The 13,883-nt window shown below is 44.1% G+C and carries 13 protein-coding genes; all 13 read right to left on the minus strand.

Annotated features, from left to right (window positions below; all coding sequences use genetic code 11):
• Nucleotides 1-13: 13 nt before the first annotated feature.
• A complete protein-coding gene (locus K1I56_RS05575; RefSeq protein ID WP_023919863.1) occupies nucleotides 14-799 on the minus strand; it encodes a LicD family protein in 786 nt (261 codons plus the stop codon).
• A gap of 3 nt (nucleotides 800-802) precedes the next feature.
• Nucleotides 803-2,179, minus strand: coding sequence for a sugar transferase (locus K1I56_RS05580; RefSeq protein WP_049492609.1), 1,377 nt, complete (start codon nucleotides 2,177-2,179; stop codon nucleotides 803-805).
• A gap of 19 nt (nucleotides 2,180-2,198) precedes the next feature.
• Nucleotides 2,199-2,891, minus strand: a complete 693-nt coding sequence (locus K1I56_RS05585; protein WP_021154082.1) for a tyrosine-protein kinase — start codon at nucleotides 2,889-2,891, stop codon at nucleotides 2,199-2,201.
• Between the two features lie 12 nt (nucleotides 2,892-2,903).
• Nucleotides 2,904-3,599 (minus strand): Wzz/FepE/Etk N-terminal domain-containing protein, encoded by a 696-nt coding sequence (locus K1I56_RS05590; protein WP_223325483.1) that lies wholly within the window; start codon nucleotides 3,597-3,599, stop codon nucleotides 2,904-2,906.
• Nucleotides 3,600-3,643: 44 nt separating this feature from the next.
• Nucleotides 3,644-4,375: a capsular polysaccharide biosynthesis protein Cps4B gene (gene cps4B / locus K1I56_RS05595; protein WP_223325484.1), complete on the minus strand. Its 732-nt coding sequence runs from the start codon at nucleotides 4,373-4,375 to the stop codon at nucleotides 3,644-3,646.
• Nucleotides 4,372-5,841, minus strand: a complete 1,470-nt coding sequence (gene cpsA / locus K1I56_RS05600; protein ID WP_223325485.1) for an LCP family glycopolymer transferase CpsA — start codon at nucleotides 5,839-5,841, stop codon at nucleotides 4,372-4,374. Before cpsA ends, cps4B begins: the two co-directional genes overlap by 4 nt.
• A 158-nt stretch (nucleotides 5,842-5,999) precedes the next feature.
• Entirely contained in the window at nucleotides 6,000-6,599 is a 600-nt protein-coding gene (gene nrdG / locus K1I56_RS05605; protein WP_009731855.1) for an anaerobic ribonucleoside-triphosphate reductase activating protein, read from the minus strand.
• Nucleotides 6,565-7,110 carry a GNAT family N-acetyltransferase gene (locus tag K1I56_RS05610; RefSeq protein WP_021154086.1) on the minus strand — a complete coding sequence of 182 codons (546 nt, stop codon included), beginning with the start codon at nucleotides 7,108-7,110 and terminating at the stop codon, nucleotides 6,565-6,567. Before K1I56_RS05610 ends, nrdG begins: the two co-directional genes overlap by 35 nt.
• A 9-nt stretch (nucleotides 7,111-7,119) precedes the next feature.
• Nucleotides 7,120-7,620: a GNAT family N-acetyltransferase gene (locus K1I56_RS05615; protein ID WP_223325486.1), complete on the minus strand. Its 501-nt coding sequence runs from the start codon at nucleotides 7,618-7,620 to the stop codon at nucleotides 7,120-7,122.
• A gap of 45 nt (nucleotides 7,621-7,665) precedes the next feature.
• The gene (locus K1I56_RS05620; RefSeq protein ID WP_152904068.1) at nucleotides 7,666-7,806 is read right to left on the minus strand and encodes a hypothetical protein; all 141 of its coding nucleotides are present in this window, start codon (nucleotides 7,804-7,806) and stop codon (nucleotides 7,666-7,668) included.
• Nucleotides 7,807-7,818: 12 nt separating this feature from the next.
• Nucleotides 7,819-10,029 (minus strand): anaerobic ribonucleoside-triphosphate reductase, encoded by a 2,211-nt coding sequence (gene nrdD, locus K1I56_RS05625; RefSeq protein ID WP_223325490.1) that lies wholly within the window; start codon nucleotides 10,027-10,029, stop codon nucleotides 7,819-7,821.
• Nucleotides 10,030-10,151: 122 nt separating this feature from the next.
• Complete coding sequence (locus K1I56_RS05630) at nucleotides 10,152-12,008, minus strand: MFS transporter (protein ID WP_223325487.1); 1,857 nt, start codon at nucleotides 12,006-12,008, stop codon at nucleotides 10,152-10,154.
• Between the two features lie 170 nt (nucleotides 12,009-12,178).
• Nucleotides 12,179-13,714 (minus strand): cardiolipin synthase, encoded by a 1,536-nt coding sequence (gene cls, locus K1I56_RS05635; RefSeq protein WP_223325488.1) that lies wholly within the window; start codon nucleotides 13,712-13,714, stop codon nucleotides 12,179-12,181.
• Between the last annotated feature and the right edge of the window lie 169 nt (nucleotides 13,715-13,883).

The raw sequence follows: 13,883 nt of genomic DNA on the forward strand, positions 1-13,883 counted from the left end.
AAACTTTTCAAGCTTATTCTCCCCAAGTGGATTCAAAGTGACCTTTTTGCTCTGATTCTTCTGGCAACTTCATATAATCGCCATAGATCTTTGTCAGATAAGCATCCGGATCAGCATGACCACTGATTTTAATAGTTTCAAAATCAAGGAGTTGTGGCTCCCCAAATACCTCTTTGTAGGCCAATTCTCTCTCGCGATAGGATCCTAAGACATTTCCCACGAGATCACTTGTCTCAAAGTCATATTTTTTAATCGTATTTTGCAACTTTTGATTGATTTTTTCAGTATTTAGTAATTTGTCTAGGTGAAGGATCTTAGAAACCTTCACAATTGAATTTTCAAAGAAACCTCGGTCGCGATTGTGCAATCGATTGATGACAGATATTTTGGAAAGGGCACGGTAATACTTAATTTTATTGGTGTGCAAGAAATAGTGGAAACCATCTGACGGGTAACCATCTAAAGGAAACACATCGATAAAAGGACTACACACAACCCCACCAAATTCAATTTGAAGCGAGGTATCCATGATAGACGTATTGCCTAAATTATCATCATGGATTCTCAAGATGACATTGCTTGGTAATTCGTTTTGGCAAATTTCCAGAAACTTTTCATAGTCTTTTCTAGGCATGCCCAAATCCATATCGTCATCCCAAGGGATAAAACCTTTGTGACGAATGGCTCCCAATAAAGTGCCCCCTAAAGCATAGTATCGAAGATTGTGTTTTGTGCAAATCTCAATATACTTTTCTAATAAGGATAGTTCTCCTAATTGAATCTGTCTAACTTTACTCACAGCCTACTTCGCTCCTTCTTTTCTAAGTACAACCTTCACGGTCTTGAGCAGGATCTGAATATCTCTCCAGATCGTCCAACCATCCATATACGCAACGTCCAGTTTGACCACTTCGTCAAAATCTGTAATCTCACTGCGTCCGCTCACTTGCCAAAGGCCGGTAATCCCTGGCTTGAAACTGAGTCGGCGTTTTTGGGCTGGCGTATAGTCTTGGTATTCGTCTACCGTTGGAGGACGAGTTCCGACTAGACTCATGTCACCGATCAACACATTGTAAAATTGTGGTAATTCATCAAGACTGGTCTTACGGATAAAGCGTCCGATTGGTGTTACCCGTGGATCGTTTTCCATCTTAAACATCCCACCCGTCATAGTATTTTGCGCCATCAGATCTTTTTTAATCTCTTCGGCATCCACGCGCATGGAGCGGAATTTATAGAAGTTGAAATACCGTCCGTTCTTTCCGACCCGCTTCTGTACAAAGAAGGCAGGTCCGCCATCTTTGCGGATTAGAGGGACCAAAACGATACTCACTAGTCCACAAATCAAGAGACCAAAGAGGGCTCCTGCAATGTCCAAGAGACGTTTGGCAAATACGTGGCTCGGTTTGTAGAAATTGGTTGAGAAAGTGACGACACTTAGTCCCCCGACTTCTCGAACCCGTTTATTGCCCAAAGAAGCGAAGTTAAAGGCATTGAGATTGACCGACACATCGATCCCCATACTCTCAAACTCCGAGACGAAGTCACTAATATTGTAGTCCTCACTTGGCAGATTGATAAACACTTCATCTACCACTTCCTTGGTCACAAAGTTCATCATTTGATCCGGCTGCACCACCCGTACACCCGAATGGGTAAAATCCGTATCATCCATGACGGTGACACCGATTAGTTCCCCATGATAGAGGCTGGGCGAATGAAGAATATCAAATACCTTTTCCATCCGACTGGTCGCTGTGATCAAGAAAATCTTTCGCGAACTCTTCCGCCGCGGTGAAACAGACTTCCGGTATCTCTTGAGCAAGAGATCCATGATATAGACGGAAAACGTATTGAAAAGAAAGAAGTAGATCATCCCCCGACGAGAAATGGAAAAGACCCCGTCGAGCATAAAAGAGGTAAAGGTGATCCCAACAGCGAAAAATACATTGTATTTCAAGACCTGAAAGAGCTCATCTAGATAGCCTCTGCTGTAAAAACGATAGGCAATATTGCTAATGTAAAAGGCTACAAAATGCAAGAGATAGAGAATGGCAATTGTCTGCGACGTGTATTCTGCATCCTTAAAAAGACTCACAATGTAAGCTGAAAATAGGACAGCTAAACTTTGAAAGAGAACAATATTTAGTTTTTCCAGTTCAATTCTTTCTTCTCCCATTTTCCCTCGATCCTATTCTTTACTTTTTCCCGTACTCTCCGTAAGATCCATATCCACCATATGAACCATACTCAGCAGCTTTAATGTTAAATTTATTGAGCACCACTCCTAAGAAAGGTGTGCCTGTTTGTTCTAATTGGTCCTTGGCTTTTTGGACAGCCTTGCGTCCATTGGCCCCAGATTCTGTGATCAAGACAGTTCCATCACAGCGTTGGGCGATAATCGCCGCATCGATCACGACCCCAATTGGAGGCGTATCGACAATGATGTAGTCAAAATGCTCACGCAAGGCATCCATCATCACAGTGAAGTTCTTGCTTTGCAAGAGACCTGTTGGGTTTGGTGCGACCTGTCCAGACTCGATGATATCCAAGTTTGGGAAATCAGTCGCATACAAGATTTGATCCAGTTGGCTACGACCAGATAAGAAGTCAGTCAACCCTTGGATCTTATCCCGACTACGGAAAATCCCTGTCATGACAGAGTTCCGGATATCACAGTCGACCAAAAGGGTCTTGTAACCCGCACGCGCAAAGGCAACCGCCAAGTTGGTTGAAGTGGTTGATTTTCCTTCATTTTCTTGAACAGATGAGATGGCGATGACTTTTAAGTCCACCCCACTCAATTGGATATTCGTCGCAAGGGCATTGAAGTACTCTTCGGCCTTCCGAATTTCTTGTAATTTGTTTTTTGAAATTTCTAACGTATTCATGCGATCCCCAGTCTACAGTTTCTTAATATCTGGCACAATACCAAGTAAGGTGAAGCCCATCAACTCTTCGATATCTTCTGGTCTCTTGACACGATCGTCCAAGACTTCCACTACGACCATGAGAACCACCATCAAGCCAGCTCCAGCAACAAAGCCAAGAAGGACATTGCGTCGGATATTTGGTGAAGAAGGTGATTGAGGCACTTCTGCTTCATCCAAAGTCGTAACATCTGACACCTTGGTCACAGAGATGATCTTTTCAGCTGCTACATTTCGAAGGCCATTGGCAATGCGGGCCGCTTCTTTTGGATTTCCATCCTTAGCCGTGATCGAAAGGATACGAGTATCTGTCGGAACGGATACACTGATCTTTTTCGACAACTCAGCTGGTGTTAGATCGAGTTTCAATTCTTCGATGGCTTGGCTCAAGACATTTTGAGAAAGAATGATCTCACGGTAGTCCTTAACCAAGTAAGAACCAGCCTGCAAATCAGAGTTTGTCAAGGCATTGTTGTCTTGGTTTTGACGACTGACCACGTAGATCCGGCTAGTACTTTGGTATTCTTTCTTGGCTAAAAAGGCACTGTAGCCAAATGCTGCAATGGCAAAGACAAGAGCGACCAAAACGATCGAAAACTTGCGTTTCCATAGGGTCTTCAGCATAGCGAAAACATCAATTTCCACTGCTTGATTTTCTTGATTGTTCATTTCCTAATTACTCCTTCATGTGGATCTCTCCACCTGTTTCCTGGTTAGATTAATTCATCCGCTAACAAGAGTTCTTGATTGCTGACAAAGAGAGCTTGTGCTCGTCGTTCTCCGTATTCTTCCTTGATCAAGCGATAGGCTTCTGCCATATAAGGCGGTCGTTTATCCACATTGTGCATATCACTGGCCACAAAGTGCACCAAGTCTTTTTCTAAGAAGTAGCGAGCTCGTTTTTTGAGTTGTTTTTGTTCATCCCCAAAGAGGCGAGGCTTGAGAACACTGGAACTATTGATCTGCATGTAGCAGCCCATGTCAATCATCTCTTGCACGCGCTCCTCATTTTTCTCCAAGCACTTGTAGCGCTCGATATGGGCCACCACTGGTGTCACACCTAGATGGAGCAAACGGTCCAAGGCCGTATGGATCTCCTTATAAGGTGTTCCCATGCTGAATTCAATCAGCGCAAAGCGCGTATCTGCCAAACGCGGAATGATCTTTTCTTCCAGTTTTTTCAAGACATCATTAGTAAAGTAGATCTCTGCCCCGTAATGAATCGTCAAATCTGGCGCGACCTCTGCCGCAATTTTTTTCACTTCTTGAAAATTTTCAGAAATCTTTTCTTCGGGAGTTTCAAACATCCCCTTGCGACGATGAGAAGTGGAGATAATGGTCCGCACCCCTTGGCGATAGCTTTCTTCCAATAAGGCACGCGTATCTTCTTTTGTCTTTGGTCCATCATCCACATCAAAGACGATGTGCGAATGGATATCAATCATTTTTCTTTTCCTTCCATTACTTTTTGAATGGTTTCCTTAGCCTTCGTCAAGCTCGCTTGATCCAACTCCATGACATAGAGGTTGTAACCAGGCATGGCATAAGATGGCAAGTCATTTCGTCCTTGACCGGTGATCGCTTGTGAAGTCACCTCATAAGAACCACCCGTTTCTAGCTGGGTATTGATCAAGTTCATCATAGTTGGCAACTGCATATTGGTTTGGACAGAATCTTGGAGGTTTCCGATAATCTCATTGTAGTTACTCAAGACCTTAGTAGAGGTCAACTTTTTGATAATGGCCGCAATGACTTTTTCTTGGTTTTTCCCACGGTCATTGTCGCCACCTTGGAGTGAGTAGCGTTCGCGAACAAAACCGAGTGCTTGCTCTGAATTCAAATGGACCTTTCCAACTGGGAAATGGAACTTGCCATGAAGGCTCGTGAATTCTTGGTCATTTTCCACATCGATTCCCCCTAGAAGGTCAATCAACTTGAGGAAGGAGGTGAAATTGAGACGAACGTAGTAGTTGAGCTTGATATCATAGAGATTCTCAAGGGTATGGATCGAAGCATCCACTCCGTAGATCCCCGCGTGGGTCAACTTATCATTTTGGTTGTTACCACCATCTGCAATCGGTACATAGGCATCCCGTGGTGTCGTTGTCAATAGGACTTGCTTGGTCTTCCGATTGACCGTCATGATGATATTGACATCTGAACGAGAAACCGAGGTTACCGGCCCATAGGTATCGATCCCGCTGACATAGATGTTAAAGACATCCGCATTGGCAGACACCTTGCTCGTTGCTGCCACTTCTTTTCGAATCTTGTAGGAATAGATTTTCTTCAACTTCTTCGCATAGTCGGCATCTTCAGCAGCGATAGTATCTTCAAAGGTACTGTTGAGCACCATGGCAGAAGCATTCCCTTCTTGCAGGCTCTTATAGGCATCTAGATAAGTCGGTGCATCCACTACAGAAATTTCCTGACCCTTGGTCTTTTTGATATTGTCCAAGAGGGCCGTGAGATTGGCTTCATTATTGTTGCCCTTTGGTGCCACCACTTCCTTGATTTCTTTGATGTCTTTGATGTCACTGTCTTTCTTGACATAGACAGCCATCTCAAACTCTGTATAGTTAGAGTGGCCATTGACATTGCTCGTCAGATTTAGCAGCTGTTGACTAGCAAACAAAACTCCTGAACTAGCCAATAAGCCGACAAGAAGCAGGACCAAAGTTGTCTTTTTGGCCTGATTTTTGATCACAAACCAAGCTGACAAGAGCAAGAGAACAGCTAGTAGTACCATCACGAGAACATTAACATAGCGAAAAGCCAAGATGTTATTGGCCAACATGGTATAGGTCGCCCAACTCGCGGTCATAAGCAAAAAAATAAGCAATACGGAATTAACGATTCGCAATTGCCCCCACTTATGCTCTGAACGACGACTCCGTCTCTTTTGTGACATAAATACCTCCAATTAGTCCTAATTATATTTATTGTAACATATTTTTAGCAAAAAATGCATTAATTATCACTTTTTTGTCCATTATGGACACTTGGAAAGTAAGCGCTTTCTGAAACAAACAAAATCCCTTGTATACTTATGCAGAGAATCCAAAAAACCTACAAAAGATCATCTCGTTTGACCTGCTCAAAACTTTCTTTGCCGTCATTGAGCTTGTCCCAGATGACGACTTTTCCTTCTTTGAGGGATTTTTGAACATCAATGATCCGCTGGTTAGAAGACCCTCGGAACTGCAACATGAGGTTGCGTTTGCTCTTATCATAGCGGCCATCGACCAGGATATCAATTAGCGACAAGAGCTCCAGTTTATCAGGCGTTTCTAACATCATTTCTTCCCAAGTGTAGCCTGTCCATGACCAAATATCTTTTTCTGGCAATTCTTTCCGAATACGTTTTACAAGGGGTAAAAGAATACCGGTATTAAGAAATGGCTCTCCCCCAAGCAGGGTCAGGCCTTGGACATAGGGTTGGGCCAGATCTTCCATGATCTGCTCTTCCAATTCTTTGGTATAAGGAATGCCTGCATTGAAAGACCAGGTCGCTACATTGTAACAGCCCTCACAGTGAAACATGCAACCGGCCACGTAAAGGGAGTTGCGCACTCCTTCTCCATCTACAAAGTTAAAGGCCTTATAGTCAATGATTCGCCCTTTACTCAGCTCCTCACTTTTCCATTCTTGAGGTTTGGGATTGTTCATCTTCATCCTCCAAATCAATCCAGTAGCGCTGACTTCTGTCGATTGTGTTTTCGTAAACACCGCCAGCAGAGAGAATGGTGCGACGACTGGCTTCGTTGTCTTCATCACAGGTAATCAGTACTCGTTCCAATCCTTGCTTTCGAGCCTCTGCTAATCCTAGCTCTAGCTGCAACTTAGCCAAGCCCTTTCTGCGTTGACTGGGCCGGATGGAATAGCCAATGTGACCACCCTCTACAAATAATTTGTCATTCAAGGACAAGCGCAGGGCTAAAAAGCCCAGAGGGTAGCCAGTCTCATCAAAGGATAAAAATTGAATGGTAGGAACCCAGCCTTCTGGCAGATTCTCAGTATCCTCCTGCTGCTCTACAATTCGCAACCAATCCGCAAAATCCTTTGCTCGCTTCCAAGTGGAGCCCATGCCACCGTGCATATAGGATTTTGCAGCATCGAACTCAGCAATCATCTCTAAAATCGCGTCTTTATCTTCTAAAGTTGGTCGTCTTAGCTCCATGCTTCCTCCTTAATCGACATCAATCCAGTAGCGCTCTTTTCCGCCTCGAACATCCTCTAAAGCTCCGGCATTAGCCAGAATCACTGCTCGACTGGCAGCATTATCACAATCGCAAGTCACTAGGACTCGCTTTATATTTTTACTTCTAGCTACTTGCAAGCCTTGTCGCAGTTGCTCTTTTGCCAATCCTTTCCCACGCGCAGAGGGACGGATGGAATAACCAATATGACCACCTACCTCCAGCAAATAGTCACTAAGACGCAATCTCAGATTGAGAAACCCTACGGCTTGTCCATCTCTCGAAAAAGCAACTAACTGAATATCAGGCACCCACCCTTCAGGCAAATTAATCCCCATTTCATGATTCTGATTACTTTCCAACCACTCTTCATAAACAAAATTCTCAGCATCCCAAAATCCGCCATCGTGAGCTGATTGATTCGCTTCAAACTCTGCCATCATGTCTAATACAGTTTCTTTATCTGCTAATGTTGGTCTACGTAATTCCATCTTTACCTCCCCCCATACGAGAAAAGCGAGAGCGAACTCTCACTTTTATTTTTTCTTAGCCTTTTTTAAAAATTGCTCTCTCAGGCTGGCCACCTGGTCTTTTTTATTGATTCCACCTGTCGAATGTTTTTCGTGGAATCGTTGAACCTGGGCCTTGCCCTTATCGTCTAGTTGGTATTTTCCCATAATCTTCCTTTTCTAATCTGTTACTTGGTGTCCAGCTGATTTAATCGTGGACCCATTCATGTGTTTGACCCGCGCAGCGATTTCTTTATGTCGTCCATTGACCATGGGGCGAGCTTGTGGGTTTCCTAGATAACCACAGGTCCGTTTGACCACATCAACCGTTTTAGGATCGCTATTGCCACAGTTTGGACAAGCAAATCCGCGCTCAGTCGGCGTGAAGTCTCCTTCAAAATCACACTTGTAACAACGGTCAATCGGTGTATTGGTTCCGAGATAACCGACTCGGTCATAGGCATAATCCCAAACCGCCTCAAGGGCTTTTGGATTTTGTTGGAGCACAGGGTATTCACAATAGTGGATAAAGCCACCAGAAGCCCCTGCTTCAGGATAAATTTTTTCAAAATCCAACTTCTCAAATGGGGTTGGGTTCTTACGAACATCGTAGTGGAAACTATTGGTGTAGTATTCCTTGTCTGTGATATCCGGAACCTTCCCAAATTTCTCCGTATCCAGGCGACAGAAGCGGTCTGTCAAGCTTTCTGACGGTGTCGAATAAATAGAGAAGTGGTAATCATACTGGTCAGACCATTCTTCCACGCGCGCTTTCATATCCTTGATGATATCGATCGTGAATTGTTTGGCTTCTGGATTGTGTTCCCAATTTGGACCATAAAAGACGGTTGCAACTTCATAGAGTCCGATATAGCCAAGAGAAACGGTTGCTCTGCGATGACGGAAGAGCTGATCTACCTGGTCATATTTGCCCAAGCGTTTCCCGAAAGCGCCATATTGGTAGAGAATCGGTGCATTGGCTGGTGTCGCTTCTTTGGTGCGTTCCACCCGGTAAACCAAGGCATCTTCAGCGATGTTCATCCGTTCATTAAAGATTTGCCAGAATTTCTCCTTGTCTCCGCCAGATTCCAAGGCAATTCGAGGTAAATTGACCGTCACGACTCCAAGATTCATCCGGCCAGAATTAACTTCCACACCATTCTCGTCCTTCCAACCTTGAAGGAAAGAGCGACATCCCATGGGCACCTTGAAGGAGCCTGTCAATTCTACAATCTTGTCATAAGAGAGGACATCTGGATACATGCGTTTCGTAGCACATTCCAAGGCCAATTGCTTAATATCATAGTTAGGCGTTCCAGGCTCTAAGTTGAGTCCCCGCTTGAGGGTAAAGATTAATTTTGGAAAAATGGCTGTCCGATGTTCCGATCCAAGACCCTTAATCCGAATTTCCAGAATCGCCTTTTGGATTTCCCGTTCGAAGCGATTGGTTCCAAGGCCAAAACCAAGCGAAGTGAAAGGAGTTTGCCCGTTTGAAGTAAAGAGGGTATTGATCTCATATTCTAGCGATTGCATGGCATCATAGATGTCTTTTTGAGTCTTACTCCAAGCATAGTCCTCTTGCTTTTCAGGAAGTACCCACTCTTTGGCATCCGCTAAGTGTTTTTGGTAGTTCTTTTCTGCATAAGGGGCCAAGACTTCATCGATCCGGTCTGCTGAACAGCCACCATACTGACTAGAGGCCACATTGGCAATAATCTGCGAGATTTGTGCCGTTGCAGTTTGGATAGACTTAGGACTTTCGACTTCTGCATTCCCGATTTTGAAGCCATTTCTGAGCATGCCTTCAAAATCGATCAAACAGCAGTTGGTCATCGGTGTATAAGGGCTATAGTCCAAATCATGGTAGTGGATGTCCCCTTTTTGGTGAGCATTGGCTACGTGTTTGGGCAACATTTTAAGACCAATAGACTTACCAACGATCCCTGCCGTCAAGTCCCGTTGCGTATTAAAGACATCACTGTCCTTATTGGCGTTTTCATTGACGACGGCTTGGTCCTTATTGAGGAGTTTGCCAATTGTAAAGTTGATATCCGTCGCTTTTGAGCGCTCAAAATCCCGCTGGGTGCGATAAGTAATGTAGCTCTCTGCAATCGCATATTCATTAGCTTGAAGCAATTCATGCTCGACGACATTTTGAATCTCATAGATCTTCACGCCATTTGGAAAACGTTCCAAAATCTCTGCGATCACACGATCGACAATGGCTTCTAGTTTGGCTTCCATCACGGGAGTGAGAGAAGTCACTTCTTCTGTCGCCTTCAACAAGGCTTTATAAATTTTTTCAACATCGAATGGAACACGACGGCCATCTCGTTTTTCAACAAAAATATCCGGGGCCATTCTCAGTTTTTCTTCTCTCAAGGTGATCATACCAAACATGCCTCTCTTCATTTATTTACATACAAGTTGTATTATACCACTCCAAAAATAAAAATCAATATCTTGTGGTGAAAATTCTAAAAAACTTTCTAAAGCACAAGATATTGATTTTCTTAAGAACGTTGATAGAGTTTGAAATAATGGTATTTCTTCTCAACTAGACGATAATTTTCTTTGAGCAAGTCTTTCATTTTAGAGGTCAACTCTACCTGATTGTTAACTACAATATACTTCGGTTCAGACCGATCGATTTGTTGGATCACATTGGTCCGATTTTCATTAATTCCCAGATAAGACGTCGGGGTCAATAAAGCAGATGCTGCCAAACGATCGCTTTCTTGATAGAGAGTAGCTGTCGCATCCCATGCATAAATGGTATCTTTCGACTTGGTGTGATTTTTAATGTAGCTGGCAATAGCGCTCCGTTCACTCGATTGACCAGACTGAAGCACAACATCTTGAACCACTGGATTCGCCAACAAATAGACAAGGGCTACTAGCGGTAAGAAAACTTGGCTCGTAAAGTAAGCGGCCCAAACTTCCTTGTTTTTCTTCTTCCGACCACGGCGTTCGATCCCATCGTTTTCTTCCCCATCTCGTGAGAACCAAATCGCAAACAAAGGAAGAACAAATGGCAACATTGGTAACAATTGGTAAGCCCCTTGCTCAGGAAGACCAATCGACACAATGAGGACCACCAAGCTACCTGCCCATCCCATAAAGCGGAAGATCCGGCGAGCACTGCTATTTTGCTTCGTAAAGGACATCAAAAAGGCAGAGACTAGGCCAAAGGCCAGCGCCAACAGTCCATAATAAATGGCATTACTGAAGGTCTGTCCATTGCTAAAATTCAAGGCATTAAAGACATAGGTTACTTGGTTAATGGCATAGCCAAAAGTCTGATTCAAAACGGTGATATAGCCAATTGGATAAAAGACGAGTGAAAAACCAAGGAGAGCTGCTAGCAGTTGATAAAAGCCACGCGCCCATCTCTTCTGCTTGATGTTAAAGGCTGTTAATCCAAGGAAGGCCAACAAATAAAACAAGGCACTGGTCATCGGATCAATCAAGAAAGCCACAGCTGCAATCGCACCATAAAGGATAAAGCCTTCATCCTTACGATGCCCAATCAAATAAGCCAAAATGAAATTCATGCTAGCAAATAGGATTGGAAGGCTAAAGAGAGTCACATAAGTTCCTCCAAAACCAAGGCCTAGCACCAAGAAATAAAAGAGCAACTGGACATTCTTCGCTGTATCTTTATCAGACACCAGCAAGCGCACAACCCGATAGAGGTAAGTCCCCGCAAAGAAGAGGGCAATCGCTTGGAGAATCATCAAGATCCAATGTCCACCAGCTAAACTTCCCAACCAGTTGATTGCATAATAGAGCAGACCATTGGTTCCGTAAAAATCACCAAACGGTACTTGACCCTTGGTCATTGCCCAGCCAGCATACAAGTTTTGAGATTGTTGATTGGTTGCAAAACGGGTTAAAAATGGCACCCCGACATGCAGCAAACTAATCAAGAGACTCAACACAAAAGGAATCGCTAGGGGCACTGGACGCTTGGATTGACGACGGATCGGCTCAACTGCCACATCCGCTTCTAGCTCTTCCGTATTCTCTTCTAGCTTAGATGCTTCCGCTTTTGTCGCTTCAACTCCCGCCTTACGCGAACGACGACTCATCCGACTGAGCGGTTGCTCCGCTTCCTGTTCTGGTTCTTGCTTAGGCTCTGTTACTGGTTCTAGCTCTGCTTCCACTGCTGGCTCCACATCACTAATTACCTCTGATGCCTCCATTGCAACCGGCTCCTCCAAGACTTCTGGCTGTTGGCTATGAGTCGGCTCTTCTTCACGAAAGACTGATTTATCTAGCACTTCGCGAATTTCACGTGTATCCTGAAAGCTATCTCCCACGTGAAGCCCTAACTTTTTCGAAGTCATTTCTTGCTCTTTTTCGCTCATTCTTTTTCCTTTTCTTCGCTATTCCTCTGCTTTTCCCTTTAGAAAAAAGCCCATTATCTTCTCTAGTATACCAAATTCTGCCGACCATGTCAGCCTCTCGCCACATAGTCCCATGGAAAAAGAGTCAGATCTCTCAGCTTCTGACTCTTTTTTCTGTATTCCCACACCTATTACAACATCGGTGCGAACAATTGCATAATTTCCTTGATTAAGCTTTGGTGCCATGTAAAGCGGAAGGTATCCTCTGTAATTTCTTGAGACACTTCAAAGATATGGTCAAAGTCCTCCCGAATCTTTTTCAAGGCAGGCGTCCGATACATCCAGACAGCATTTTCATAGTGATGGACCAAACTGCGGTAATCAAAGTTAATCGACCCTACAACCGCCATTTCATCATCGGCAAGAACTTGCTTGCTATGGACAAAACCAGGCGTGTACTCATAGATTTTCACACCAGCATCCATCAGATCCAAGTAAGCCCCACGCGTAACAATTTGGATCAATTTTTTATCCGGAATATGCGGGGTCACGATGCGAACATCCACCCCACGAAGGGCCGCATTGCGGATATCTTCTGTCAAATCATAATCGATGATCAAGTAAGGAGTCGTGATATAGACGTAATCCGTCGCTTGGTTGATCATATTTTGATAAACCGTCTTTCCGACCTGCGACTTGTAAATCGGCTTTGGTCCACTCCCATAGGGAATGTAGAGCCCTTCTCCTTCGACCGCCTTATTTTCAATATGGTAGCGGTCAAAATCCTCGATTTCCCCACGGTTGATGTACCAGTTCATGAGGAAGAGTCGCGTCAAGGCCTTAACAGCTCGTCCATCTAAACGAATGGCACTGTCCTTCCAGTGACCAAACCGCTCAATGTGGTTGATGTACTCGTCTGCCAAATTGACACCACCCGTATAGCCGATCTGACCATCAATGACCAAGATCTTACGGTGGTCTCGGTTGTTATAAGCCACTGTCAAACGGGGGATCACCTTGTTAAACTTATGGGCATCAATCCCCATCTTTCGCAATCGTTTGGTATAGTTCCCAGCCAAGGTTGCCATACAGCCGATATCGTCATAAAGGAGTTTGACTTCAACCCCATCTTTCACTTTCTGCTCTAAAATCTCTAGGATACTGTTCCACATCAAGCCCTCATCAATGATGTAAAACTCGATGAAGATAAATTTTTTCGCTACTCGCAGATCCTCTAGTAGTTGCGCATACATGTCCTCCCCTAAAGGGTAAAAGGTCGATGCCGTCCCATTATAGAGATCCGCATTGTGGTCCATGGATAAAATCGACTTGACCAAGCCATAAACCGCTTTGCTTTCTTGCTTGAGCTCCTTACGCAACTGATGACTATTGTCCTCTCGAAACTTCATGGACTCCATATTTTCCAACTGGATCATTTCCTTTTTGGACAAACGTCGCTCTCCAAACATGAGATACAAGAGTGATCCAAAGACAGGAATGACGGCAATCAAGAGCCAGGTCACCTTATTTTCAGGCGGGGTATTTCGATTAACAATAGCCAAGATTGTCGACACATATAAGAGCCCAATGACCGCAACAGATAGCCAATGAGGGAACCATCTATTAAGCCAGAAGAAGGCCGCAAAGGATGCCCATAGTTCAAAGCCCATAAACAAAATACTAAATCCATATTTGGACATTAATAGACGTAATTTTCGAAAGGTCACAGCATCCTCCTTTTTTCTTTCTACTAGTATACCAATTCTTTTTACCCGTTGCAACGACCAACCAAACCCCTTCTAGACAAACAAAAAGAGAGTGGGACAAAAGTCCTAGCCTCTCAATTATTTTTGGATTGTCGAGCAAGACGCAGTGGTTGAGTGGGCTCTACTACGC

Origin of the sequence: Streptococcus parasanguinis (assembly GCF_019929185.1) — a bacterium.
Lineage (GTDB): Bacteria > Bacillota > Bacilli > Lactobacillales > Streptococcaceae > Streptococcus > Streptococcus parasanguinis_O.